Below are 24,035 nucleotides of genomic sequence, written 5' to 3'. Positions count from 1 at the left end.
GGCGTGAACGCCTCGATCAGGCCGCGTCTTCTTCGGCGTGGTGGTGCACTCCACGCCAGACACGGGCGCGAAGCTCGGCGAACTCCGGAGAGAGACGCATCTCCTCGGTACGGGGGTAGGCCAGCGGGACGTCGATGATCTCCGAGATCCGTCCGGGTCGAGGGCTCATCACCACGACGCGCGTCGCAAGGAAGACCGCCTCATCGACGTCGTGCGTGATGAACACCGCGGTGCGGCGCTCCTGCTGCCAGGTCTCGAGCAGGTTCTCCTGCATATTGACGCGGGTGAGCGCATCGAGGGCGCCGAACGGTTCGTCCATCAGCAGGGTCGACGGCTGCACCGCGTACGCACGTGCGATGGCGCACCGCTGCTTCATACCGCCGGAGAGTTCCTTCGGCAGCGCGTGAGCGAACTCGCCGAGACCCACGAGGTCCAGATAGTGCTGCGCCAACTCCCGGCGCTCGGTCTTCTTCATGTGCTGCAGACGCAGGCCGAACTCGACGTTCTGAAGCGCGGTGAGCCAGGGGAAGAGCGCGTACTGCTGGAAGATGACGCCGCGGTCGGGGCCCGGGCCGGTGACGACCTTGCCGTCGACCAGCACTTCGCCGCTCGTGGGTTCGAGCAGACCGGCCATGAGGTTGAGCATCGTGCTCTTGCCGCAGCCGCTGGGGCCGACGAGGGTGATGAACTCCCCCTGTTCGACCTCGAGGCTGACGTTCTCGAGGCTTCTGACGAGACCGCGCGCGGTTTCGTAGTGCTTGGAGACGCCTCGTACGGAGATCATCGAGTTCATCAGCGGGTCTCCTGCCATCCGGTGAGTTTGCGTTCGAGCAGCAGCAGGAGTCGGTCCATGACGAACCCGAGCAGACCGATCATGATGATGCCCACGACGATGCGCGGGGTGTCGAGGAACTGCGATGCCGACTGCATCATGCGTCCGAGCCCGAAGGCGGCGGCGATGAGCTCGGAGGCGACCACGGTCGCCCATGCGGCACCGAGCGCGACGCGGGTGCCGACGAAGATGAACGGCAGCGACGCGGGGATCACGACCTTCACGAAGATCGTTCCATCACCTGCACCCAGTACTCGTGCGGCGTTGATCAGCGTGACGTCGACGTTGCGAACACCCTGGAAGGTGGCGAGCACCGACGAGAGGAAGGCCGCGAGGAAGATGACGAAGATCTTCGCCGGCTCGCCGATGCCGAGGAACACGATGACGAGCGGGATCAGCGCGAGCGGCGGAACCGTGCGGAAGAACTGCACCCACGGCTCCAGCAGGCCGCGAGCCCAGCGGTACCAGCCCATGAGGAAACCGGCCGGGATCGCGACCGCGACGCCGAGCACGAAGCCGATGAGCACGCGCTGCACGCTCGCCCAGGTGTTCATGAGCAGCGATCCGTCGGAGAAGCCCTCGATGAAGCTCTCGACGACCTGCGGCGGGGTGGGTGCCAGCACGTTGTTCCCGAGCAGCGCACCGAGCCACCAGATGGCGATGCCGAGCACGAGCGTGGTGACGTAGAGCCAGGTCAGCGGCTTGTCCCTGCCGCGCTTGCCTTGGGACTTGGGTCGCGCGGCGCCCGGGGCGCGGGAGCCGTCGGAGATCGACACCGCCTCCATCTGCGCCTTGATGTCAGTCACGAACACGATCCCTTCGTTGCGATGTGAGTGCGGATTTGCGGTTGGTCTGGTCTGTCGTCGAGCTGGTCGGGTGCGGCTAGCGAGTCGTCTGGAGCACGTGTTCGCCGAAGACGAATCGGTCGAGCGCGACGGTCGCGGCGCCGATCATGCCGGCCTCGGTGCCGAAGCTCGCCGGCTCGATGCGGATGGAGTCACGAAGTCGCGGAAGGACCTGCGGGGGGATGCTCGACCGCAGATCGTCGAGGATGATCGGGGCGAGGTCGTGCAACAGCCCGCCGAGCACGATGACCTGCGGGTTCAGCAGATTGATGATGTTCAGCAGGGAACTCGCCGTGTACTGCACGATCTCGTCGCGAAGCGCGATGGCACGGGGCTCGTCGCGCTGCACAGCGGCGACGAGCGCTGCCGGCCAGGTGCGGTCGTTGGGTTCGGGGAGCTTCACGAGAAGCCCTTCCTCGACCATGCGAGCTGGGATCACCCGGTCGCTCAACACGGTCTCGAAGCATCCGATGCCGCCGCAGTTGCACTCGCGCCCCTGGGGTTCGACGCGCATATGCCCGATCTCGGCGGCACCGTGCGTGCCGCCGCGGTACTCGCGACCGCCGAGGATGAGGCCGGCGCCGATGCCCGTTCGCACGTAGACGAAGACGAGACTCTCGAGCCCGCGACCCACGCCGTACTGCGCTTCGCCCGCGGCCATCGCCCGAACGTTGTGGTCGACGAGCACGTCGACGCCGAGTTCGCGTTCGAAGTAGTCGGCCATCGCAACGTCGGCCCAGCCGAGGTTCTGCGAGTTGAGGTTGATGCGCTGTTCTTGGTCGACGAGGCCCGCGGCGCCCACGCCGAGCCCCACGACCTGGTGCATGCCGACACCGGCGGAGCCCATGACCCGGCGCAGCATGACGACGGCGAGGCCCATGACGGCTTCCGGCGTCGCGGGAAGCGCGAAGTCGGTGAGTTCGGAGCCGACGACGTGCGACGTGAGGTCGACGACGCCGACCTGCAGGACGCCGGCACCGATCTGCACCGCGAGCACGAAGTGCTCTGCGGGGGTGAGCTGCAGTCGCGTGGTCGGGCGGCCGAGCTGCGTGCCACGGTTCTCGGGGGCCACCTCGGTGATGAGCCCGGCCTCGAGGAGCTCGGCGGCGACGTTGGTCACCGCTGCGGAGCTAAGCCCGGATGCCTCGGCGAGTTGCCGCCGTGACCGGGCGCCGTTGGTCCGCAGCAGCTGCAGGAGGACACGACGGTTGTGCGAGCGAACCGCGATGCTCCCGAGGCTAGCCGCGCCAGCGAGGCTTTTATTTACCATGTTGGAAAACTAATCAGGACGACGCCGGCTGTCAACCCTCGCGACGAAATTTCGAAGCACGATCATGCCCTCGGTGAGCCCAGCGGCCCGCGACGCCGATCAGATGATGCGCGCGCAGACCGCCGAGATCGACGAGATGCGCGAGCTGCTCGCCGATTGAGGGTGCGGCTCCTGCCGCTCAGGTCCCCCCGGCCTCGCTGAGCGACCCCGCGGCATCCCGCACCGCATCGAGCACGGCCTGCAACGCGGGCGAGTCGGCCTGACTGCGCCGGTGCACGGCCGAGATGTCGCGGGTCGACGCGGGGCGAACGGTGGGCACGGCCACGAGATCGGGGTGCAGCGGCGGGCGGCCGAGGCGCGGCACGAGCGCGATGCCGAGGCCCGCGCGCGCGAGTTCGAGGTGGTTCTCGAACTCCATCGACTCGTGCACGATGCGCGGCGCGTTCGAGACGCCGTCGAAGAGGCGCCGCAGCCATTGGCGGCAGATGGTCGAGTCGAACGTCGCGATCCACGGCTCGGCGGCGAGGTCGTGCGGGGTCAGCTCGGGCCGGCCGGCCAGCGGATGGTCGCGGCGCAGGATGACATCGGCGACATCCGTGAACAGGGGCGTCTCGATCAGGTGGTCGGGCATCGCGAGCGCGAGCCCGCCCCAGCGGTGCACGATGCCGAGATCGCGCTGACCGGATGCCACGAGCGCGACGCTCTCCCACGGCTCGCTCTCGCGCAGGGGCACCCGCAGGTCGGGGTGCTCGTCGCGCAGGCTCGCGAGCACGCCGGTGAGCATGCCGCGCACCGCCGACGAGAACGCGCCGATGCGCACCTCCCCCGAGATGCGGCGGCCCGCCGCGGCATCCGCCCCCTGCGCGCCGCCCGCGAGATGCAGGTCGGCCTCGAGTCGCTCGAGATCGGCGAGCACCGTGGCCGACGAGGTCACGAGGTGGCGGCCGGCATCCGTCAGCACCACACCGCGGCCGGCCCGCTCGAGCAGCGCGACCCGGGTGCCGCGCTCGAGCCGCTTGATCTGCTGCGACACGGCCGACGGTGTGAACCCCAGGGCGTCGGCCGCCGCCGCGACGCTGCCGCTCGTGGCCACCGCCCGCAGCGCGACCACCGCTTCGAGATCGATCATGCAGTGATGCTACCGAATCAGGAGCAGAAATGATCGCTGGTATTTCCGGATGCCGCGCGCGAACCTTGATCCATGACGAGACGCGACATGCTTCTGGCCGCCCTGGTGGCAACCCTGTGGGGCTTCAACTTCGTCGTGATCGACTGGGGCATGCACGGCATCCCGCCGCTGTTCTTCGTCGCCGTGCGCTTCGGGGTCGTCGCCCTCGCCGCACTGTTCGTGCCGCGCCCCCTCGCGAACTGGAAGACCATCGTCGGCGTGGGCCTGTTCATGAGCCTCGGCCAGTTCGGCCTGCTGTACACCTCGATGGCGCTCGGCCTCCAACCCGGCATCGCCGCCCTGCTGCTGCAGGCGCAGGCGGTGCTCACCATCGTGGTCGCCGCCTTCGCCCTGCACGAGAGGCCGACCCGCCTGCAGGTCGCGGGCATCGCGATCGGCACCGTCGGGCTCGGCATCGTCGCGCTCGGTCGCGGCGGCGACGCCCCCGCGCTCGCCGTCGCGCTGTGCCTGCTCGCCGCGCTCTCGTGGGCGATCGGCAACGTGATCTCGCGCAAGGCCGGGCCGGTCGCGCCGGCGAAACGATTCGGCGCGCTGTCGCTCACCGTGTGGGCGTCGCTCGTGGTGCCGTTGCCCGCGCTCGGCCTCTCGGCGATCGTCGAGGGCCCCGACGCGATCGCCGCCGGCATCGCCGCGTTCGACTGGCGCCCCTTCGTGTCGACGCTCTACACCGCGGTGCTCTGCACCCTCATCGGCTACGCGATCTTCAACGGGCTGCTCGCCCGCAACCGCTCGGCGGCCGTGGTGCCGTGGCCGCTCCTCGCGCCCGTCGTCGCGATGATCTCCGCGGCCCTCCTGCTCGGGCAGGTACCGAACGCCTGGGAGGTGCTCGGCGGCGTGCTGCTCGTGGCGGGCGTGCTGGTCGCGAATGCGACGCGACGACGTTCTCGTCGGGCGGTGACCGGCACGGCGACCACCGACCCCGTCTACGCCCAGCCCAGCTCCCCCAGCCGCTGGTCGTCGAGCCCGAAGTAGTGGCCGATCTCGTGCACGAGCGTGATGCGCACGCGGGCGCGCAGCGCGTCGAGGTCGGCGCTGTGCTCCTGCATCGTGTTGCGGAACAGGGTGATGCGGTCGGGCAGCTCGCCGTAGCCGTACACCCCGCGGGTCTTCAGCGGACGCCCGCTGTACAGTCCGTAGAGCCGCGGACGCTCGCCGGCCGGCTGATCGGCAGTGAGGATCGCGACGTTCTCGAGGCCGCGCACCATCTCGTCGGGCAGCTCGTCGAACACGTCGGCCACCATGCGTTCGAACTCGTCATCGGAGATCTCGACCATGAGCCCATTGTGCGCCCGATCTGGCCGATGCGGGCCGGTGTCGCTGGGTCGATGCGCACGCCCGCGCACGCCCGCGCCGTGACGATGTCGGCGGCAGCGGGTAACGTGCGGTGCATCCGGAGGGAGACACCATGTCCGACGTCCTGCTGTTCCACCACGCGCTCGGCCCGAACGCGGGCCTCGAGGCGTTCGCCGACGAGCTCCGTGCGGCGGGGCACACGGTGCACACCCCCGATCTGTTCGAGGGCCGCACGTTCGCCACGATCGACGAAGGCGTGGGCTACGCGCGCGAGACGGGCTGGGGCGAGATCATGGCGCGTGGCGAGCGCGCCGCCGCCGAGCTGCCCGAGGGCCTCGTCTACGCGGGCTTCTCGCTCGGCGTGCTGCCCGCGCAGATGCTCGCGCAGACGAGATCCGGCGCGAAGGGTGCGCTGTTGTTCTATTCCTGCGTGCCCGTCGCCGAGTTCGGCGTCTGGCCCGAGGGGGTGCCGGTGCAGGTGCACGGCGCCGACCACGACCCCATCTTCATGGACGAGGGCGACGTCGATGCCGCCCGCGAGCTCGTCGATCTGGCCGAAGACGCCGAACTCTTCCTGTACCCGGGCGACCAGCACTACTTCGCCGACTCGAGCCTGCCGAGCTACGACGCCGACGCGACGCGACTGCTCATGCAGCGCGTGCTCGCGTTCCTCGAGCGGGTGGGCTGAGCCCGGCTCAGCCGAGGCCGGCGCGGCCCTCCGAGGTCGACCCCTTCGCGGCATCCGATTCGCCTTCGACCGGCCGGTTCGACAGGCCGACCGAGCCCTTGCCCTCCTCGGTGGAGAGTGCGGCCGCGACCGCGACGGACTCGTCGACGTCGGGATACTGCGGGCGCAGCTGCACCGGCTTGCGTTCGCGCGCCTCGCGCTTGGCCTTGCGCGACGCGGCCGCCAGGTTGAGCGCCTCGACGAGGATCGCGAACGCCATCGGCGCGTAGATGAGCGCCTTGTCGATGTGCACGCCGAAGCCCTCGGCGATGAGGAACACGCCGATGAGCAGCAGGAACGACAGCGCGAGCATCTTGACCGTGGGGTGGCGGTTGACGAACGTGAAGATGAACCGCGACGCGAACAGCATGATGCCGAACGAGAGCACCACGACCGTGACGATGACGATGAGGTTCTCGGTCATGCCGACCGCGGTGATCACCGAGTCGAGCGAGAAGACGATGTCGAGCAGCAGGATCTGGGTGAGCACCGAGCCGAAGGTGATGCGCTTCGGCGCGGCGCCGTGCTCCTCTTCGGCGCCCTCGAGCTTGTGGTGGATCTCGGTGACCGCCTTGTAGACGAGGAACAGCCCGCCCGCGATGAGGATGAAGTCCTTCACCGAGAAGCCCATGCCGAAGAGCACGACGACGTCCTCTTTCAGCGTGATGATCCAGCCGGCGAAGAAGACGAGGATCACGCGGATCACCATGGCCAGCGTGAGGCCGAGGTTGCGTGCGCGGGCCTGCTGCTCCTTCGGCAGTTTCGACGCGAGGATCGAGATGAAGATGACGTTGTCGACCCCGAGCACGATCTCGAGCACGAACAGGGTCACGAAGACGGCGATGAGATCGGGCGTGAAAGCGAAGGAGAGGTCCACCCGCCAATCGTAGACGCGCGAGCGAGCGGATGCCTCGTGTCACGGCCTCTCGCGTCGCGCGCGAGCCCGGGCTCAGAGCCAGCCGCGATCGCGGGCGGCGGTGAAGGCCTCGAGACGGTTGCGGGCGCCGAGCTTGCCGATGGCGTTGGAGAGGTAGTTGCGCACCGTGCTCGACGAGAGCGAGAGCCGCCCGGCGATGTCCTCGATCGTCGAGCCGTCGGCGGACGCCCGAAGCACGTCGGCCTCGCGCGCGGTGAGCGGGCTCTCGCTGAGGCCGATGGACTCGACGGCGAGCTGGGGGTCGACGACGCGCTCGCCGGCGCGCACCCGCCGGATCGCCGCGGCGAGCTGTTCGACCGGGTCGTCCTTCACGAGGAACCCCCGCGCCCCTGCGGCGAGCGCGCGCGCGAGGTATCCGGGTCGGCCGAAGGTCGTCACGACGACCACGTCGCACTCGGGCCGGGCCGCGATGAGCGGGGCGATCAGGTCGAGCCCGCTCTGTCCCGGCATCTCGATGTCGAGGAGCACGACGTCGGGGCGCCGTCGCTGCGCGGCGGCGAGCACCTCGTCGCCGTGCCCGACGGCGCCCACCACGGTGAGGTCGTCCTCGAGTTCGAGCAGCGTGGCGAGCGCCGACCGCATCATGCGCTGGTCCTCGGCGATGAGGATCGTCGTCGGATCGTTCACGGCTGCTCCTCCCCGGGCAGCGGTACCGACGCCGTGATGCGGAACCGCGTCGCCGAGACCTCGACCGCGAATTCGCCGCCCGCCGCCGCCACGCGTTCGCGAAGGCCTTCGAGTCCGCTTCCGTTCGGATCGGATGCCGGGACCCGGCGCGCGTCGGCCCGCGCGGGCCCGTCGTCGGCGACCTCGATGCCGGCGCGTCGGCCCATGACCGTCACCTCGATCGTGCACATGCGCGCCCGAGCGTGCCGCAGGATGTTCGTCGCGCCCTCGCGCACCACCCAGCCGAGTACCGCGTCGACGGAGAGCGGGAGCGGCCGGTCGGGCACGGAGACCTCGGTCTCGACGCCCGCGTCCTCGAGGGCACGCCGGGCGCCCGCGATCTCGTGCGCGAGGCTGACCGACCGTGAACCGACGACGACGGTCCTGACCTCCCGCAGCGCTTCGCGCGCAATCGCCTCGACCTCGGTGATGTGTGCGCCGGCGGCATCCGGATCGCGCTCCATGAGGCGCCGAGCCACCTCGGACTTCACGGCGATGACGGAGAGCGAGTGCCCGAGCAGGTCGTGCAGGTCGCGGGAGAACCGCAGGCGCTCCTCGGCGACCGCGGCGACCGCGAGCCGCCCCCTGGTGCGATCGAGTTCGCGGGCCAGGGCGACGTAGTACTGCACGAGGAAGTTCCCGGCCCCGCCCGCGAAGGCGGCGAATCCCACGAGCACCGCCGCGCCGAGCGATCGCGTGTCGAGGCCGACGGCGATCGCGCCCGTGACCGCGATCGAACCGACCACGCCCATCGCCCACCGGCGTCGCACCGCGAGCGACGCCGCGACCGCGAGCAGCGGGAACAGCAGCGCCTCGTCGACGTGCCAGAGCACGAGGTAGCCGGTGCAGAGGAGGAGCAGCAGGGCGAAGAGCAGCTCGGTCACGACGGTGGGGCGGCGACGCGACCCGAACGGAAGCGTCACCGCCACGGCGAACACGCCGCCGAGCAGCAACACGTACGCCGCTCGCCCCCAGTCGCCCGCCGAGATCGCCGAGACGAGCGGGGCGAGCAGCAGGACCGGTGCGGCGATCAGGGAGAGCCACGGGCCCGGCCGGTAGGCGAGCCATGTCGCCGTCGGCCGTGGCGTGGAGCCGTGAAGTTCGTCGATCGTCGTCATCGTCTCACTCGTTCGGGAATCGTGGTCTGGTCGGAGTCTCGTCCCGTCGCCAATCTACGTCACGCCCCTCCGCCGTGGTCCTGTGTCGCCGGGCCGGCCTCGGCAGCCCGATCATGAGCGTCGCCCCCGTGACGAGGTGCATCGCGAGCAGGACGCCGAGTACCGCAGGCTTCGCGCCGGTCAGCACGGGGCCGAGCAGCGAGAGCGCGAGCACCGTCCACCCGATGACGGCGAAGATCCGGCCGCTGCTCCGCGTGAACCGCTCGAGCAAGGCGAGCACGGCCCACGCCGCGCATCCGGCGAACAGCGCTGCGACGACGATCGCCGGCGGTGCGACCCTCTGGGCGGCGGCCCCGGAACCCACCATGAGGTCGAGGCCCGCGAGCGGTACGGCGGCCGCCCACACGAGCAGCGGGAACACGACCGCCAGGGCAAGTGTCACGGCCCTCCTGATCCGGCGGCGGGCTCGGCTCGAGGCATCCGCTCGGTCGTGTTCGGCGTTGCGTGCCGAGGTCATCTGCGTGGTCGTCTCGTTCATGCCTTCGACGCTACGAACGAGGGATTCGGCTCGGCAGAGTCGGATGTCCCGAGTTCGACGGGACGGATGTCACGGCCGCGCACCCGGAGGAGCATCGGCGGCACCCCGACATCTGGGAACGGAGCACGACGATGACGAACGGCACCGGCACGAAGGACGACCCGTGGCGGCTGCACACGGCGCCGGGCACGAGCGGGTATGAGATGTACCGCGATGACGCGTCGGATCCGCCGGCGCTCGTCTGCCAGGTCGGTTCGACGACGCTGAAGTACCGCGTGAGCGCGATCGAGGACCTGCACGCGTGGCTGCGCGAGCAGGGCGACTGGGTTCCGCTCGGCGCGGCCGACGAGAAGAAGGATCCCGTCGCGGGCACCGTGGAGGCGTGGGGCCGGGACCCCGGCAACCCGGTGGGCGGGTGGTACGGCCTGCGCAAGGGCTACCGTGGGCGGTTCGGCATGTACCTGCCGCCGCTGCTGGAAGCACTCGGCCTGGTCGAGCTCACGCACGACGCGCGGAACAACCGCGTTCGCGCGATCTGAGGGGTCGGGCGGCTCGAGCGCAGGGTGCCATCACGTCGTGATCAGCCAGTCTGTTCGGGCTGCCGGGCCTCGCGCGCGGGCGCGACGAACGGGCGCTCGGGGGAGGTGCGGATCTCGCGCCCGCTCGGGGAGGTCCAGCGGATCACGCCGCCGGGCTCCTGCACCATGCGCCAACGTGTCCGGTGTTTCAGACGATGGTGCGAACGGCAGAGATGCGCGAGGTTCTCGTGGCCGGTCTGTCCGCCGCGAGCCCAGTCGACGGTGTGGTCGAGATCGGTCTGGCGGGCACGACGCCCGCACCCCGGGAACCGGCAACCGCCGTCGCGGACGGCGAGATACCCGGCGAGATCTGCGGGAACCCGATACGCGGTGCGCCCGTAGGAGAGGAAGGCGCCGGACTCGGGGTGGGTCAGAATGCGCTGGAAGCTCGGCGCATGCGCGGCCAGCTCACGGGCGGTCTCGGCGTCGATCGGGCCGTAGCCGTCGAGTTCGGCCGGCTCGTCGGTGCGGCCGAGCAGCGAGAGCACCGGCACCGTCACGAGGATGCGCGGCACCACGGCTCCGAGCGCGGTGAGCCGCGCGAGGCCGGTCGAGTCGCGCGCCGAGCCGGGCGCCGAGCCGCGCGCCGAGCCGGACACCGCGGCCTCGCCGGGGAGCTCGGCGGAGAGCTCGCCCGCCAGCAGGAGTTCGCCCGCGAGGTCGGCGGCCCGCTGGGTCGGCGTGGTGCGGTCGGCGAGGCCGGGTGCGGGTGCGGGCGCACCGAGGTGCGTCGCGGCTCCGTCTTCGGCGCGGGCGGCGATCGCGTCGAGCCGCGCCTTGACGGCGTGGGCGCGTTCGGCCCGCATGAAGACGCTGAGCCAGGCCATGCCGTCGCGCGCCGGTTCGATGCACACCCGGCGCTCGCGCTCGGCGTCGGCGCGACGCAGTTCGAGCGGACGCGGCTCGAGGCGCTCGCGCAGCCGGAGCAGGCTGCGACGCAGCGACGCGCCGGTCTGGTGTGACGCCCGCTCGACGGCCTCGGCCTCGAGCCGGGCGGTCAGCTCGGACGAGGCGCCGGTCGTGACCTCGATGACGGCGCGCACATGCTCGTGCCCCACGTCGCCCGCGGCGAACGCGGCCCGGACCGCCGGAAGCTGCTCGAGCCGCATCGCGTCGCCGACCATGCCGGACGCCCGCGCGGCGGGCACGACGAGCGCCGTGGCCAACTCGGCGACGAACGCGCGCGTCGCGAACGCCCGATCGGCGGCGGAACTGCCGTCGTGCACGCCCTCGAGCAAGGCCGCCCGCTCACGGGCGGCGGCCACCAGCCGCAACTGCTCGGCCCGGGCGATGCGGATGTCGCGCTCGAGATCGGAGATCGCCCGCAGGTCGGCCCCCAGATGAGCCGCCAGGTCGACCTGCAGCGTCGCCTCGAGATCGCTCGTGCGCCCGGGGAAGGCGGCCGTCTCGAGGAGTTCCGTGCCTCCATCGCATCACGACCCACCGACATCCGAATGGCCGCAGAAATCACCCCTGACCAGCAGAATCGCCTGTGAAGAACGCCGCAGATCGAGCCCCTGTGGAGGACGAGTGAGTCGACGCCGCCGACCCGCTACCCCTCGTCGAGCAGATCCGCGTACTGGGGATTCGCCTCCAGGAAGGCCGCGACGACCGGGCAGCGCACCGCGGCGATGCGAACCCCGCGATCGCGCAGATCGTCGAGCACGTCGGCGATGAGGTCGGCCGCGATGCCGCGCCCCCGGAACTCGGGTTCGACCACCGTCGAGAGCACGACGACCCGCCCGTCCTCCTTCTCGGCGAAGCTCAGGTGCGCCATCTCGCGGCCCTCGATCGTGGCGGAGTACCGGTCGTCGAGGCGATGCACCTCGATCTCGATCTCGGCCTCAGCCGAGGGCCGATCGACCTCCCGCACCTCGGCGGCGACGACGTCGGGGTCATCCGTGCTCATCATGCGCTCCTCTGCTCGTGTTCCACCCTGTCACGAGCGAGGACCGCGCAGAAGGTCGGATCGTGACGAACACGCCGAGCGGATGCCGCGGCGCGGCGCCCGTCGTCACATCGGGCCGTCGCGTCCGGTCTGAGTTGATGTCGCCCCCGCACACGGCGGGAACGAGTCGAGAAGGGAACCGCCATGTCAGATCAGAAGCCGACCGTCGTGCTCGTGCACGGCGCATTCGCCGAGTCCGCCAGCTGGAACGGCGTCATCGAACGCCTCCACGCGGAGGGGATCGCCTCGGTCGCCGCCGCGAACCCGCTCCGCAGCCTCGCCGGCGACGCCGCGTACGTGCGCGACGTCCTCGCATCCGTCGATGGCCCGATCGTGCTCGTCGGGCACTCCTACGGCGGACTCGTGATCAGCGAGGCATCCGCCGGCGACGACCGGGTCGCGGCCCTCGTGTACGCAGCGGCCTTCGTTCCGGAGCAGGGCGACACCGCGTTCTCGCTGTCGGCGAGCGAGCCGGGCTCGACCCTCGGCGATGCGCTGGACGCCCATCCGGTCGCGACCGGCGGGGTCGAGTTCGTGATCCGGCGCGACCGGTTCCACGAGCAGTTCGCCGCAGACGTGCCGGCCCCGGTCGCCGGCCTGATGGGCGCGACGCAGCGCCCGGTGACCCAGACCGCCCTGACGGATGCCGTGCAGGCCGCGAAGCCCGGATGGACCGACCGGCCGTCGTGGCACGTCTTCGGCAGCGAGGATCGCAACATCCCGGTCGCGGTGCACCGCGCCGGAGCCGAGCGGGCCGGAGCACGCGGAACCACCGAGATCGCGGGCGCCTCGCACGCCATCACGGTCTCGCAGCCGGAAGAGGTCGCCGCGACGATCCTCGAGGCTGTGCGCGCCGTGACCGGGACGCGGGCCGCCGCGTAGCCGTCACAACCCCGCACCCTGTTCGGTCTCAGTTGGCGAAGGCGCTCGCCGCGCCGGCCGCCGACTGACAGGATCACGACATGGATGCGAACCTCGAGGATGCGCTCGCCGCGTTCCAGGCCGTGCGCGGGCGGCTCTTCGGCATCGCCTACCGCATGCTCGGCAGCGCGAGCGAGGCCGAGGACATCGTGCAGGACGCGTGGCTGCGCTGGCAGGGCACCGACCGCAGCGTCGTGCTGGATCCGCCGGCGTTCCTCGCGACCGCCACCACCCGGCTCGCGATCAACGCGCTGCAGTCGGCGCGGGCGCGGCGCGAGACCTACGTCGGCCCGTGGCTGCCCGAGCCGGTCGACACGAGCGCCGATCCGACCCTCGGCGCCGAACGCGCGGAGGCCCTCGGCTACGCCGTGCTCGTCATGCTCGAGAAGCTCACGCCCACCGAGCGCGCCGCCTACGTGCTGCGCGAGGCGTTCGCGTATCCGTACGAGCAGATCTGCGAGATCGTGCAGGTCTCCGAGCCCGCGGCACGGCAGCTCGTGAGCCGTGCCCGCAAGCACCTCGCCGGCGAGAGCCGTCGGGAGGCGAGCCCTCCCGAGCAGCGCCGCCTGCTCACCGCGTTCCTCGCGGCCGCGAAGTCGGGCGACCTCGTCGAGCTCGAGCGGCTCTTCGCGGAAGACGTGGTGTCGTACTCCGACGGCGGCGGCCGCGTGCGCGCCTCGAAGTTCCCGGTGGTCGGGCGCCTGCGGGTCGCGAAGTTCGTGCGCGCCTTCCACACGCACTTCTGGGAGGGGGTCGACGTCGTCGAGGCCGAGACGAACGGCCGTCCGTCCCTCGTCCTGTCGAAGGAGGGCACGGTCTTCGCGGTCATCGCCGTGGTCGCGGGCGCCGACGGCATCGACCAGGTGCTCTGGATGATGAACCCCGACAAGCTCGGCGCCGTGACCGCTCGTGCCACGGCATGACCTCGCCGCTCGCCTCCTCGTCGCCCTGCGCCCGTGGAACGAGGTCGGACTGGCGAGCGTGCTCTCCCCCGACGTGCGCATGGTCGTCGACTCCGGCGATGAGACCGGAGGCGAGACCCGCGGTCGTTCGCACGTCATCCGCGAGCTCGAGGGGCGGCTCGCGAGACATCCGGATGCCTCGCTCGTGCGGGTGCACGCCAACGGGCACCCCGGCCTCGCGCTGCGCCGCCCCGACGGCCGGGTGATCGGCGTCGCCGTCATCGAGGGCTCGGAGTCGATCCGAGGCCTGTGGATCTCGACCGCACCCCGGAAGCTCGCCTCCTGGAACCGTCGCCGACCCCAGACCGACTGAGCGATCTGCGCGGCATCCGTCACATCCGCGACGGCCGCCCGGTCTGAGCTTCATGACGGCAGCGGAGACACCGCCGCCCCGACGGAAGGCAGAACAGTCATGAAGATCGTCGTCATCGGAGGCACGGGCCTCATCGGATCCAAGGTGGTCGAGCTCCTCGCCGCGCACGGCCACGAGGCGCTCGCCGCCTCCCCGAACTCGGGTGTGAACACCGTCACCGGCGAGGGGCTGGCCGAGGCGCTCGCGGGTGCCGACGTGGTCGTCGACGTGTCGAACTCGCCGTCGTTCGCCGACGAGGACGTGATGTCGTTCTTCACCGCGTCGACCGCCAACCTGCTCGACGCGGAGCGCGCCGCGGGCGTGACCCACCACGTCGCCCTCTCGATCGTCGGCGCCGAACTGCTGCCGAACAGCGGCTACCTGCGGGCGAAGGTCGCGCAGGAGCGGCTCATCTCGGAATCGGGCCTGCCCTTCTCGATCGTGCGAGCGACGCAGTTCTTCGAGTTCGTCGGGCGCATCGCCGACGAGGCGACCGTCGACGGCACCGCGACGCTCAGCACCGGGCTCATGCAGCCCATGGCCGCGGCGGATGTCTCGGCCGCCGTCGCCCGCGTCGCCGCCCACGAGCCGATCAACGGCATCGTCGAGATCGGCGGCCCGGAGCGCATCGGCCAGGACGAGCTGGTGCGCATCGCCCTCGCCGCGCAGGGTGACGCCCGCACCGTGATCGGCGACCCCGAGGCGCCGTACTTCGGCACGAAGCTCACCGGAACCGAGCTCGTGCCCGAGAGCCCCGACGCGCAGCTGTCGACCACGACCTTCGCGGACTGGCTGGCAGCCCGGCCCGCCCCGGTGAGGTAACCCGCCATGCGCATCGCGGTCATCGGCGGCACCGGCCTCATCGGCACCCGGGTCGTGGCTCGGCTCGAATCCGACGGACACGACGTGGTCGTCGCCTCACGGGCGACCGGCGTGAACTCGTACACCGGCGAGGGCCTCGAGCAGGCCCTCGCCGGTGCGCACGCCCTCGTCGACGTGTCGAACAGCGACTCCCTCGACGAGGCCGCGGCGAGCGAGTTCTTCTACGGGTCGACGCTGAACCTGCTCACGTACGGCGCCGCGGCAGGCGTCGCGCATCACGTCGCGCTCTCGGTCGTCGGCACCGACCGTCTCGCCCGCAGCGAGGGCGGGTACTTCGCGGCGAAGGCGGCCCAGGAACGGCTCATCCGCGAGTCGCGTCGTCCGTACTCGATCGTGCACGCGACCCAGTTCTTCGAGTTCATCGCGAACATCGCCGACGCCGGCACGAATCGCGAGGTCGTCCGGCTCTCGCGCGCGCTCTTCCAGCCCATGGCCGCCGACGACGTCGCCGCCGCCGTGGCGGTCACCGCAGCCGGTCCGCCGCTCGGCCGCGTGGTCGAGTTCGCCGGCCCCGAACGCTTCCGCCTCGAGGAGCTCGTCCGCCGGCAGCTGCGCCTCCGGCACGACCTGCGCGACGTCGTGGTCGATCCGCTCGCCCGGTACTTCGGCACCGATCTCGACGAGCACGAGCTCCTGCCCGGCCCCGACGCGACGATCGCCCCCACGCGCTACGACGACTGGTTCGCGACCGGCGGGCGGCCGTACGAGCCCGCGACGCGGCATCCGCTCAGGTCCTGATCGGCTGCCCGGACGCGGGCGTGATGATGCTCATCGCGGCATCGAGCATCCCGTTCCGCCGCCTCACCCCGGGGCGGTTAGCCTTGGCCGGTGACCGCCCATGACCCGCACGCGACCCGCCGCATCGAGCTGACCCTGCACCGGCCGTGGTTCGCGCTCTACTGGGGCGTCCGGCCGACGCTCGTCATCGGCGGGCGCGGCCAGCCCGCGCAGTGGGGCGTCGGCACGTGGCAGGTGCCCGCGGGCGAGACGGCGCTCATCGGGGTGTACCTGTTCAACCGCGTCTGGCGCTTCGGGCAGGCCGAGTTCGCGCTCGAGCCGCAGCACGCCCCGGCGCTCGCCTACCGCGCGCCGGCGCTGCCGTTCCTCCGCGGGAGCATGCGCGACGGCGGGCGCCCGTCGTCGCGCCCGTAGGCCCGAGGGCGGTGCCCGCCCGGCGGTGACCGCCGCGCCGCCCTTGTGCTGCGGCATCCGACGCTGGCAGCATGTCGCCATCCCTACGTTCGGAGGCGTCATGCCCGAGACCCTCGACCGCGCACCGGGCGCGGAACTCGCGACCATCCCCGGCGCGGCCGTGATCCGACGCATCCGTCGCCTGCTGATCTGGGCGGGCGTCACCGCGCTCGTCTACGGCACGCTCGTGACGGCCTCGAAGGGCGGATGCCCCGGCGGGGCGACCGGCGACGGCGGCTACCTCGACGCGAACGGCGATCCGACCGAGGTCGTGCCGCAGTGCGTGCAGCTGACCTTGAAGCCGTCGGGGCTGGTGTTCGTGTTCATCGCCGTCGCGGTGCTCGTGGCGATCAGCCGGGTGCTCCGGGCGGGCGATCAGGCGTCGGCGATCCGGGTGCTCGACCGCACGGCGATCGTCATCGTCGCCGTCGTCGCAGCCTGGTCGGTCGTCACGCTCGTGTCGTTCCTGTCGATCCCGCTCGACCAGTGGGACGGCACCGAACCGTTCTTCCTCGACGGCTTCGTCTTCGGCAACGTCGACATCGTGCGCACGACGTTGGGGTGATGGCCCCGGGGTCGAGCCCTCGACCGAGCCTCAGGCGTGCTCGTCGGGCCGGCCCTCTTCGGGCTCCACGGCCCAGGCGGGCGGCTCGTCGACGCCCGACTCCTCGTCGCGGTCGGCGTCGCCCTTCGTCGGCTGCACGATGCCGGCCGCGTGGTGCACGGGCGCGTACACGACGTAGAGGCGCATGGGCTCGTCGCCGATGTTCTCGACGTCGTGCCAGGTGCCGGCGGGCACCTGCACGCTCCACCCGTCGGAGACCTCCTCCTGAATGGGCAGGTCGTGCTCCGACGGACCCATCTTCACGAGGCCGCGACCCGCGTCCAGGCGCAGGAACTGGTCGGTCTCGGGGTGCGCCTCGAGACCGATCGACGCGCCGACGGGAATCGACATGAGCGTCACCTGGAGGTACTTGCCGCTCCACGCGACCGTGCGGTAGTCGTCGTTCTGCTTCGTCGCCGTCTCGAGGTCGAACACGTTCGGCTGAGGTCCGTTGTCGATCGTCATGCTCAGACGATATGCCGACCCCGCCGCGGGCGGCCAGCCCTTGCGCCCGCGGCGCCGCCTGTGCAAGGCGGCACGGCGCAAGCGGCACGGCGAACGCACCCGTGCGGGGGCGGCGCCGGTCGGCTAGGGTCCGGGTATGCCGAAACGACCGCCGCCCGAGCTCATCGCCGCGGTCGTGCTCGGCTACCTCAACGGCGTCGTCATGATCCTCGCGGGCATCGCGCTCATCTTCGCCCGCTACGCGCCCGACACGGCCGAGGGCGAGCGATTCGTCGTCACCGTCGTCGGCTCCTCCGGCGTGCTGCTCGGGCTCTTCATGATCTCGATCGCCGCGGGCCTCACCAGGGCCAGGCGCGACGCGCGCGTGCTCGTGACCGTGCTGCTCGGCATCGCCATCGCGCTCGACGTCGTGAGCCTCGTCGCCTCGCCCGAGCAGTGGTTCGTCATCGCGCAGCTCGTGCTCGCGGCATCCGCCGTCACGGTGTTGTGGACGGGTCGAACCGCGCGGTTCTTCGCACGTACCGCAGGTGCGCGAACCGGATGACCTCGATCGCCGCGATGCTCACGACCGACACGAGGAGCACGAGGGCGGCCGTCTCGACCGACGGGTCCACGAACATCAGGAACTCGGTCACGAGCGGCACCGAGTAGACGAGGATCAGGCCGACCATCATCGAGCCGATGATGAGGATCTTCCACCCGTCGATCGGGCGCGAGAGCACGGTCAGCACCCAGAGGCCGATGATCGTGAGCAGCAGCGTCGATCCGGTGCGGAGCTCCTGCTCGCCGATGCCGGCCCGGGTGGCCGCCCAGCTGTAGACGAACAGCGCGAGGGCGACGACGACGCCCGCCGGGATGGCGAAGCTCAGCGAACGCCGCAGGAACCCGGGCACGTAGCGCCTCGCGTTCGGCATGAGCGCGAGGAAGAACGCGGGCAGGCCGATCGTGAGCCCGTCGATCACCGAGAGCTGCCGCGGCAGGAACGGGAACTCCAGGATGAACGCGCCGAAGAGCACCGCGAGGCCGGTCGCGTAGACCGTCTTCGTGAGGAACAGCATCGAGACCCGCTCGATGTTCGCGATGACCTGCCGCCCCTCGGCGACCACGTGCGGCAGATGCGAGAAGCGTCCGTCGAGGAGCACGATGCGCGCGACCGCCTTCGTGGCCGCCGCACCGGATTCCATCGCGATGCCGATGTCGGCCTCCTTGATCGCGAGCGCGTCGTTCACGCCGTCGCCGGTCATCGCGACCGTGCGCCCGGCCTGCTTCAGCGCGACCACGATCGCCTTCTTCTGCTGCGGCGTGACCCGGCCGAACACGAGGTGCCGTTCGAGCACCTCGGCGAGCGCGACCGGGTCCTCGGGCAGCTGCCGCGCGTCGAAGCCGGTGGGCGCGTCGAGGCCGACGCTGCGCGCGATCGCGGCGACGGTGTCGGGGTTGTCGCCCGAGATGATGCGCACCGCGACGCCCTGATCGGCGAAGTACGCGAGCGTCTCCGCGGCATCCGGCCTGATGCGCTCGCGGAACGTCACGAGCGCGACCGGCTCCAGGTCGGCGGGCAGTGCCTCTGCGGCCTCGTCGAGCGGTTCGCTGCCGTGCGCGAGCACGAGCGTGCGGAGCCCGGATGCCGCGAGCTCGCGTGATGCGCCCGCCAGCCGGTCGTCGGGGAAGACCATCTCGGGCCCGCCGAGCACCCAGCTGCCCGCGGCATCCGACCCCGCGGCATCCGACCCGGCGAACTCGACCGCGCTCCACTTGCGCGCCGACGAGAACGGGATGCGGGCGACGGGGGCGGCCTCCGGCGCCTCGGGGTACGGTTCGGCGAGGCAGCGGGCGGTCGCGTTCGCGTCGGGCTCGCTGCCGTACCAGGCGAGCACCGACCGCCAACCGGGTGCTGCGGCATCCGCTGCGAGCGGGTGCTCGGCGTCGAAGACGATGCTGCCCTCGGTGAGCGTGCCCGTCTTGTCGAGGCAGATGAGGTCGACCCTGGCGAGGCCCTCGACCGCTGCGAGCTCCTGCACGAGCACCTGCTGCCGCGCGAGCTTCACCGCGCCGACCGCGAACGCGATGCTCGTCATGAGCACGAGGCCGAGCGGGATCATCGCGACGAGCGCCGCGATCGTGTTCACCGCGGCCTGTCGCCAGTCGCCCGAGGAGATCGCCTGCTCCCAGCCGCCGAACACGAACATCTGCGCGTTGAAGACGAGCAGCGCGACGGGCCCGACGATCCAGCTGACGACCTTCAGCACCCGGTCGATCGAGGAGCGCAGTTCGCTCGCGACGAGCGAGAACTTCTTCGCCTCGGCGGCGAGCCTGTTCGCGAACGAGTCGGCGCCCGCGCGCACGACGACCGCCTCGCCCTCGCCGGCCATGACGATCGAGCCAGAGAGCACCTCGTCGCCCGGCGCCTTGTCGACCGCGTCGGACTCGCCCGTGAGCATCGACTCGTCGAGCTGGAGGTGGGCGGACGCCACGACGCGGGCGTCGGCCGGAACCTGATCGCCCGCGCGCAGCACGAGCCGGTCGTCGAGCACGACCTCGGCGACGGCCACCTCGCGCACGGACCCGTCGCGCCGCACCCTCGCGTGTGGCGCGTGCAGCAGCGCGAGCTTGTCGAGCGCCGCCTTGGCGCGGAACTCCTGCACGGACCCGATGATCGTGTTCGCGATCGCGCTGATGCCGAACAGGGCGTCCTGCCAGCGGCCGAGCAGCAGCAGCACGAGGAAGCACGCGGCGATGATGCCGTTGAACAGGGTGAGCACGTTCGCGCGGACGATGCTCGACACGCTGCGGCTCGACTGCTGCGTGAACGCGTTCGACCGGCCGTCGGCGACGCGCTCGGCGACCTCGGCCGCCGTGAGACCGGTCGAGGTCTCGACCTCCGTCGCGCCCATGGCCGCCCGCCCTACCGTCCGGCGACGAGGTCGGCGACGTGCGCGATGGGCGACGTGGTCGCGCGCCCGCGCGCCTCCGCCCGGTCGGCCGCGTGGTACGCGCCGTAGATCGCCTGCACGGCGAGCCAGCGCAACGGCTCGACCTCCCATCGGCGGGCGCGGCGGCCCACCCACGGCAGCCGGGTCAGTTCGGTGTCGTGCCCGAGCACCAGGTCGCGCAGCGTGCGCCCCGCGAGGTTCGTCGCGGTGACGCCCGTGCCGACGTAGCCGCCCGCCCAGCCGAGGCCCGTCGAACGGTCGTGCCCGACGGTGGCCGCCCAGTCGCGCGGGACGCCGAGCACCCCCGACCAGGCGTGCTCGATCGCGGCATCCGACGCGGCCGGGAAGAACCGGCCGAGCAGGGCGGTGAGGCTCTCGATCGTGCGCTCCTGGGTTCGGCCGTCCTGATCGACGCGCGAACCGTACCGGTAGGGCACGCCGCGTCCGCCGAACGCGATGCGGTCGTCGGCCGTGCGCTGGGCGTACATGTAGACGTGCGCCATGTCGCCGAGCGTGTCGCGCCCGTTCCAGCCGAGCTCCTGCCAGACGGATGCCGCGAGCGGCTCGGTCACGATGAGCGACGAGTTCATCGGCAGCCACGTGCGATGCTCGCCGTGCAGATCGGCGGTGAACCCCTCGGTCGCCCGCAGGATGTGCGCGGCGCGGACGGTGCCGTGATCGGTGCGCGCCTCGCCCTCGCGGATCTCGGTGACGGTCGTGTTCTCGTAGATGACGACCCCGAGCCGCTCGACCGCCTCGGCGAGTCCGAGCGCGAGCTTCGCCGGGTGCACGCGCGCGCAGTGCGGATGCCAGACGCCGCCGAGCGCACCCGCCACGTTCACCCTGGCCGAGGTCTGCGCCGCGTCGAGCAGCTCGAGGTCGGTCGCCGGCCACGACTGCTCGGCGGCGGCGAACGCCTTCAGGCGGCCCAGCTGGGCGGGCGTGTTCGCGACCGTGAGCTCGCCGCCCTTGCGGATGTCGGCCTCGATGCCCTCGGCCTCGGCCACCCGGATGACCTCGTCGACCGTGTCGTTGAGCGCGACCTGCTGGGCGATCGCGGCGTCGCGCCCGTGCCGCTTCACGTACTGCTCGCGCCCGCCGGTGACCGAGTTCGTCAGCCAGCCGCCGTTGCGGCCCGACGCGCCGAACCCGGCGAAACGGCGCTCGATCACCGCGACCCGCAGGTCGGGTCGGTCGCGCTTGAGGTAGTACGCCGCCCAGAGCCCCGTGTAGCCGGCCCCGACGATCGCGACGTCGGCGTACAGGTCGCCCGGCAACGCGGGGCGAGGGGACGGCAGGCCGACCTGCTGCAACCAGAACGACACTCCGCCGTTGTCGGTCATGCGATCTCCTCCGGTCGACGCCGCGGGGCTTCGCGAAGCTCGTACCGGCCCACCTGCACGAGCCGCGTCGCGGCGCATGTCGAGAGTAGCGGCGGCGACACGGCTTCGGCGAGTTCGACCGCGATCGGCACGCCGTCGGCGTCGGCGAGCCGCACCCGCACGCCGCCGTCGGTCGGCTGCTCGTCGAGCGGCGGATACGCCTCGATGCGGTCGTCGCCGAACGCCTCCCGCGCGTGGTGCTGCGCCGTCTGCACGGCACGGCTGAACGTGCTCCGGCCGCGGAGCCGGTCGTGCAGCACCCGGCCCGCGTCGAACGCGTCGACGATGCGGCTCGCATCGCCGTCGTCGGCGTAGCCGTAGTACAGCCCGTGCGGGAACACGACCATCGTGCCGGCGAACCGGTCGCCGCCGACGTGCGAGCACTCCCACGTCTCCTCCGGCCTGACGGCCGCGAGCGAGACGGCCACCCGTCGTCCGCGCACCGCGCAGCACCGGTCGTGGCGGCCGTGCGCGCAGACCGCGAACACGGGCCGCGTCGAACGCGTGCCCGTCGAGCCGTCGAGCGGGAGCCGGGTCAGCTCCGAGGCATCCGCCGCTTCGCCCCACACGATCGACTCGAGGCCGGGGCGGGAGTCCACGATCGCCCAGCGCTGCGACGTCGGGGCCGTTCGGCGGCCGGGGCGGCGGATCGCGAGGATCCGGAACCCGTTCGCCTCGGCACGGCGCACGAGCTGCCGGCCGAGCGCCGGGTCGAAGGGCGGGTCGAGGAGCGCGTTCGGCCCCCACCCCGTCGCGGCCTCAACCAGCAGCCAGCGGATGCCCGGCGGCGCCGTGCCCGCGAGCGGATCACCCCGCTCCCGGGCACGATCGCTGCACGGCGCCCACGGCTCGGCGCTCACGCCGGGGTCACCGCCGGGGTCACCGCGAATCCCTCGCGCACGAGCCGGCGGGCGACCACGACCGCGCTCTCCGAGTCGAGACCGGGCAACTCGCCCACGGCGATCGGATCGCCGGCGACCAGACGCCGGACGGCCTCCTCCGCCTCGGCCGGGAGCGACAGGGTCTTCGCCTGCGTCACGATGCGAACCCGGTCGCCGTCGCGCTCGACGCGTGCGTGCAGCGCGTCGCGCCAGCGCACCGTCGACGAGCCGTCGAGCCGGGTCATCGCCGCGAGCGTGGCCAGCGGAGCCACCGGCTCGGGGCGGATGTCGCGCTCGAAGCGTCGGGCGAGCGCGTCGGCCGTGCCGGCGGCATCCGCTGCACCGATGAACTCCGTCAGGGCCTCGACGGTCTCGCGGAACACCTCGGCGAACTGCGCCGGATCGGCGACGTCGATGCCGAGCGGCAACGACGCGCGCAACCGCTCGCTCTCGTCGATGCGCGCGACGAGCGCGGAGACGACGTCGGCCCGCGTCGTCGTCGAGATGCCGACCGTGAGGTGCACCGACGTCGCGTCGCCGCCCGCGGTCGCCGAGTGGATCCACCCGCGCGGCAGGTAGAGCGCGTCGCCGGGCCGCAACACGGCGTCGACGACGGGCTCCCCGAGCGCGGCCTCGGCGACCTCGCCCGCATGCCCGCTCCACGGCTCGGAGGCGAGCGGATCCGGGTGCACGGGCGCGTGGATGCGCCAGTGCTTCTCGCCCGAGACCTGCAGCACGAACACGTCGTGCGTGTCGTAGTGCGGGTCGAAGCCCTGCGCCGACGGCGGGGTCACGTACGCGTTCACCTGCACCGGATGCCGCAGCTCGTCGGCGAGCCGACGCGTGAAGTCGATGATGGGCGGCCACAGCCGGTGCAGGCCCTGCAGCACGATCGTGGCGCCCTCGGCGAACCGTTCGAACACGCGGTCGCTCGCGACCTGGTCGCCCACCTCGGCCCCGTATCCGCCCGAGCCGGTGTACGCCGCGGCCGGGAGCACCGTGCCGTCGCGGGCCATGCGGATGAACGGGGTGCGCACCCCGCGCCGCGTGACGAGCTCGTCGACCGCGTCGGCGCCGAACAGGTCGTCGAACCCCGACGGCAGCTCGTGCGCGCGCGACAGCAGCGCCGAACGCGCCCACACCTCATCGGCGAACCGCTGCGCCGGGATCCCGATGCAGCGCGACAGCGCGGGCCGGGACTCCGGCCCGCGCTCCGCCGCCGCCATCAGGCCGATCCGTCGGCACCGCCGTCGTGCCCGTCGGGGTTCGCGCCGCCGTCGGCCGTTCCCTCGCCGGCATCCGCCGACCCGTCGGCACCGCCGTCGTGCCCGTTCGGGTTCGCGCCGCCGTCGGCCGCGCCCTCGCCGCCCCGGTCGGTCGAATCCGGCTCCGAGAGGTCCTGCCTGCCGTTCGCCGGCTCGGCGATGCCCTCGCGTCCGTCTTTCGGCTCGAGCGTGATGTCTTCGTCTCCGATGGACATGCCGTCCCCCTTCTCGAACACCGCGACCCCGTGCCGCGGTG

Annotated in this window: 29 protein-coding genes; 12 read left to right on the top strand and 17 right to left on the bottom strand. The window is 71.8% G+C overall.

Features of this window, described 5'->3' with window-relative positions; all coding sequences use genetic code 11:
* Positions 1-16: 16 nt before the first annotated feature.
* The 4 genes from GQQ92_RS09350 to GQQ92_RS09335 form a co-directional block, all read right to left on the bottom strand.
* The gene (locus tag GQQ92_RS09350) at positions 17-793 is read right to left on the bottom strand and encodes an ABC transporter ATP-binding protein (RefSeq protein ID WP_156998983.1); all 777 of its coding nucleotides are present in this window, start codon (positions 791-793) and stop codon (positions 17-19) included.
* Positions 793-1,638, bottom strand: a complete 846-nt coding sequence (locus GQQ92_RS09345) for an ABC transporter permease (protein ID WP_232057604.1) — start codon at positions 1,636-1,638, stop codon at positions 793-795. The genes GQQ92_RS09350 and GQQ92_RS09345 overlap by 1 nt, the downstream gene beginning before the upstream one ends.
* 76 nt (positions 1,639-1,714) lie before the next feature.
* Positions 1,715-2,947 (bottom strand): ROK family transcriptional regulator, encoded by a 1,233-nt coding sequence (locus tag GQQ92_RS09340; protein WP_156998982.1) that lies wholly within the window; start codon positions 2,945-2,947, stop codon positions 1,715-1,717.
* Positions 2,948-3,125: 178 nt separating this feature from the next.
* Positions 3,126-4,076, bottom strand: coding sequence for a LysR family transcriptional regulator (locus GQQ92_RS09335; protein ID WP_156998981.1), 951 nt, complete (start codon positions 4,074-4,076; stop codon positions 3,126-3,128).
* A gap of 72 nt (positions 4,077-4,148) precedes the next feature.
* Here GQQ92_RS09335 and GQQ92_RS09330 point away from each other — a divergent pair, with 72 nt between their 5' ends.
* The gene (locus tag GQQ92_RS09330; protein ID WP_156998980.1) at positions 4,149-5,108 is read left to right on the top strand and encodes an EamA family transporter; all 960 of its coding nucleotides are present in this window, start codon (positions 4,149-4,151) and stop codon (positions 5,106-5,108) included.
* On the opposite strand, the gene GQQ92_RS09325 is transcribed toward GQQ92_RS09330, so the two are convergent.
* The gene (locus tag GQQ92_RS09325; RefSeq protein ID WP_156998979.1) at positions 5,060-5,410 is read right to left on the bottom strand and encodes a metallopeptidase family protein; all 351 of its coding nucleotides are present in this window, start codon (positions 5,408-5,410) and stop codon (positions 5,060-5,062) included. The two genes, GQQ92_RS09330 and GQQ92_RS09325, sit on opposite strands and share 49 nt — an antisense overlap.
* A gap of 110 nt (positions 5,411-5,520) precedes the next feature.
* Here GQQ92_RS09325 and GQQ92_RS09320 point away from each other — a divergent pair, with 110 nt between their 5' ends.
* Complete coding sequence (locus GQQ92_RS09320) at positions 5,521-6,117, top strand: dienelactone hydrolase family protein (RefSeq protein ID WP_269149164.1); 597 nt, start codon at positions 5,521-5,523, stop codon at positions 6,115-6,117.
* Positions 6,118-6,124: 7 nt separating this feature from the next.
* On the opposite strand, the gene GQQ92_RS09315 is transcribed toward GQQ92_RS09320, so the two are convergent.
* The 4 genes from GQQ92_RS09315 to GQQ92_RS09300 all read right to left on the bottom strand — a co-directional run bounded on the left by GQQ92_RS09315 (position 6,125) and on the right by GQQ92_RS09300 (position 9,415).
* Entirely contained in the window at positions 6,125-7,033 is a 909-nt protein-coding gene (locus GQQ92_RS09315; RefSeq protein WP_156998977.1) for a TerC family protein, read from the bottom strand.
* Between the two features lie 72 nt (positions 7,034-7,105).
* On the bottom strand, positions 7,106-7,720 hold the full coding sequence (locus tag GQQ92_RS09310) for a response regulator transcription factor (protein WP_197738177.1): 615 nt from the start codon (positions 7,718-7,720) through the stop codon (positions 7,106-7,108).
* A complete protein-coding gene (locus GQQ92_RS09305; RefSeq protein WP_156998976.1) occupies positions 7,717-8,877 on the bottom strand; it encodes a sensor histidine kinase in 1,161 nt (386 codons plus the stop codon). Before GQQ92_RS09305 ends, GQQ92_RS09310 begins: the two co-directional genes overlap by 4 nt.
* A gap of 4 nt (positions 8,878-8,881) precedes the next feature.
* Positions 8,882-9,415, bottom strand: a complete 534-nt coding sequence (locus GQQ92_RS09300; RefSeq protein WP_156998975.1) for a DUF6069 family protein — start codon at positions 9,413-9,415, stop codon at positions 8,882-8,884.
* Between the two features lie 131 nt (positions 9,416-9,546).
* Between GQQ92_RS09300 and GQQ92_RS09295 the strand changes: the two genes are divergently transcribed.
* Positions 9,547-9,954 (top strand): DUF6855 family protein, encoded by a 408-nt coding sequence (locus GQQ92_RS09295; protein ID WP_156998974.1) that lies wholly within the window; start codon positions 9,547-9,549, stop codon positions 9,952-9,954.
* A gap of 41 nt (positions 9,955-9,995) precedes the next feature.
* On the opposite strand, the gene GQQ92_RS09290 is transcribed toward GQQ92_RS09295, so the two are convergent.
* Positions 9,996-11,231 (bottom strand): HNH endonuclease, encoded by a 1,236-nt coding sequence (locus tag GQQ92_RS09290; protein ID WP_156998973.1) that lies wholly within the window; start codon positions 11,229-11,231, stop codon positions 9,996-9,998.
* Between GQQ92_RS09290 and GQQ92_RS09285 the strand changes: the two genes are divergently transcribed.
* The gene (locus tag GQQ92_RS09285) at positions 11,214-11,489 is read left to right on the top strand and encodes a hypothetical protein (RefSeq protein ID WP_156998972.1); all 276 of its coding nucleotides are present in this window, start codon (positions 11,214-11,216) and stop codon (positions 11,487-11,489) included. The two genes, GQQ92_RS09290 and GQQ92_RS09285, sit on opposite strands and share 18 nt — an antisense overlap.
* A 56-nt stretch (positions 11,490-11,545) precedes the next feature.
* Here the strand turns inward: GQQ92_RS09285 and GQQ92_RS09280 are convergent, their stop codons facing one another.
* The gene (locus tag GQQ92_RS09280; protein WP_197738176.1) at positions 11,546-11,902 is read right to left on the bottom strand and encodes a GNAT family N-acetyltransferase; all 357 of its coding nucleotides are present in this window, start codon (positions 11,900-11,902) and stop codon (positions 11,546-11,548) included.
* A 183-nt stretch (positions 11,903-12,085) separates the two neighbouring features.
* Between GQQ92_RS09280 and GQQ92_RS09275 the strand changes: the two genes are divergently transcribed.
* The 7 genes from GQQ92_RS09275 (at position 12,086) to GQQ92_RS09245 (ending at position 16,814) form a co-directional block, all read left to right on the top strand.
* Entirely contained in the window at positions 12,086-12,823 is a 738-nt protein-coding gene (locus tag GQQ92_RS09275; protein WP_156998970.1) for an alpha/beta fold hydrolase, read from the top strand.
* Between the two features lie 80 nt (positions 12,824-12,903).
* On the top strand, positions 12,904-13,785 hold the full coding sequence (locus GQQ92_RS09270) for an RNA polymerase sigma-70 factor (protein ID WP_156998969.1): 882 nt from the start codon (positions 12,904-12,906) through the stop codon (positions 13,783-13,785).
* Positions 13,772-14,137 carry a sigma-70 family RNA polymerase sigma factor family protein gene (locus GQQ92_RS09265; RefSeq protein WP_156998968.1) on the top strand — a complete coding sequence of 122 codons (366 nt, stop codon included), beginning with the start codon at positions 13,772-13,774 and terminating at the stop codon, positions 14,135-14,137. Before GQQ92_RS09270 ends, GQQ92_RS09265 begins: the two co-directional genes overlap by 14 nt.
* Positions 14,138-14,236: 99 nt before the next feature.
* Positions 14,237-14,998: an SDR family oxidoreductase gene (locus GQQ92_RS09260; RefSeq protein ID WP_156998967.1), complete on the top strand. Its 762-nt coding sequence runs from the start codon at positions 14,237-14,239 to the stop codon at positions 14,996-14,998.
* A gap of 6 nt (positions 14,999-15,004) precedes the next feature.
* Complete coding sequence (locus GQQ92_RS09255; RefSeq protein WP_156998966.1) at positions 15,005-15,796, top strand: SDR family oxidoreductase; 792 nt, start codon at positions 15,005-15,007, stop codon at positions 15,794-15,796.
* Between the two features lie 90 nt (positions 15,797-15,886).
* Positions 15,887-16,210 carry a hypothetical protein gene (locus tag GQQ92_RS09250; RefSeq protein WP_156998965.1) on the top strand — a complete coding sequence of 108 codons (324 nt, stop codon included), beginning with the start codon at positions 15,887-15,889 and terminating at the stop codon, positions 16,208-16,210.
* Positions 16,211-16,310: 100 nt separating this feature from the next.
* Entirely contained in the window at positions 16,311-16,814 is a 504-nt protein-coding gene (locus GQQ92_RS09245; protein ID WP_156998964.1) for a hypothetical protein, read from the top strand.
* A 30-nt stretch (positions 16,815-16,844) separates the two neighbouring features.
* Here the strand turns inward: GQQ92_RS09245 and GQQ92_RS09240 are convergent, their stop codons facing one another.
* Positions 16,845-17,318: a cupin domain-containing protein gene (locus tag GQQ92_RS09240; RefSeq protein WP_156998963.1), complete on the bottom strand. Its 474-nt coding sequence runs from the start codon at positions 17,316-17,318 to the stop codon at positions 16,845-16,847.
* Between the two features lie 136 nt (positions 17,319-17,454).
* On the opposite strand from GQQ92_RS09240, the gene GQQ92_RS09235 reads away from it, so the two are divergent.
* Positions 17,455-17,862 carry a hypothetical protein gene (locus GQQ92_RS09235; protein WP_156998962.1) on the top strand — a complete coding sequence of 136 codons (408 nt, stop codon included), beginning with the start codon at positions 17,455-17,457 and terminating at the stop codon, positions 17,860-17,862.
* Here the strand turns inward: GQQ92_RS09235 and GQQ92_RS09230 are convergent.
* Genes GQQ92_RS09230 through GQQ92_RS09210 form a run of 5 tightly spaced genes read right to left on the bottom strand, consistent with a single transcriptional unit; the run spans position 17,795 to position 23,994 of the window.
* Positions 17,795-20,212, bottom strand: coding sequence for an HAD-IC family P-type ATPase (locus tag GQQ92_RS09230; protein WP_156998961.1), 2,418 nt, complete (start codon positions 20,210-20,212; stop codon positions 17,795-17,797). The genes GQQ92_RS09235 and GQQ92_RS09230 overlap by 68 nt on opposite strands.
* A gap of 11 nt (positions 20,213-20,223) precedes the next feature.
* Entirely contained in the window at positions 20,224-21,594 is a 1,371-nt protein-coding gene (locus GQQ92_RS09225; RefSeq protein ID WP_156998960.1) for an NAD(P)/FAD-dependent oxidoreductase, read from the bottom strand.
* Positions 21,591-22,493, bottom strand: coding sequence for a sucrase ferredoxin (locus GQQ92_RS09220; RefSeq protein ID WP_156998959.1), 903 nt, complete (start codon positions 22,491-22,493; stop codon positions 21,591-21,593). The genes GQQ92_RS09225 and GQQ92_RS09220 overlap by 4 nt, the downstream gene beginning before the upstream one ends.
* Positions 22,490-23,740 (bottom strand): cupin domain-containing protein, encoded by a 1,251-nt coding sequence (locus GQQ92_RS09215; RefSeq protein WP_156998958.1) that lies wholly within the window; start codon positions 23,738-23,740, stop codon positions 22,490-22,492. Before GQQ92_RS09215 ends, GQQ92_RS09220 begins: the two co-directional genes overlap by 4 nt.
* On the bottom strand, positions 23,740-23,994 hold the full coding sequence (locus tag GQQ92_RS09210; RefSeq protein ID WP_197738175.1) for a BatC protein: 255 nt from the start codon (positions 23,992-23,994) through the stop codon (positions 23,740-23,742). The genes GQQ92_RS09215 and GQQ92_RS09210 overlap by 1 nt, the downstream gene beginning before the upstream one ends.
* Between the last annotated feature and the right edge of the window lie 41 nt (positions 23,995-24,035).

The sequence above is a fragment of the Agromyces terreus genome, assembly GCF_009749465.1.
Classification (GTDB): domain Bacteria; phylum Actinomycetota; class Actinomycetes; order Actinomycetales; family Microbacteriaceae; genus Agromyces; species Agromyces terreus.
Note: the sequence above shows the minus strand (reverse complement) of the source record. Positions and strands in the feature narration are given on the sequence as shown.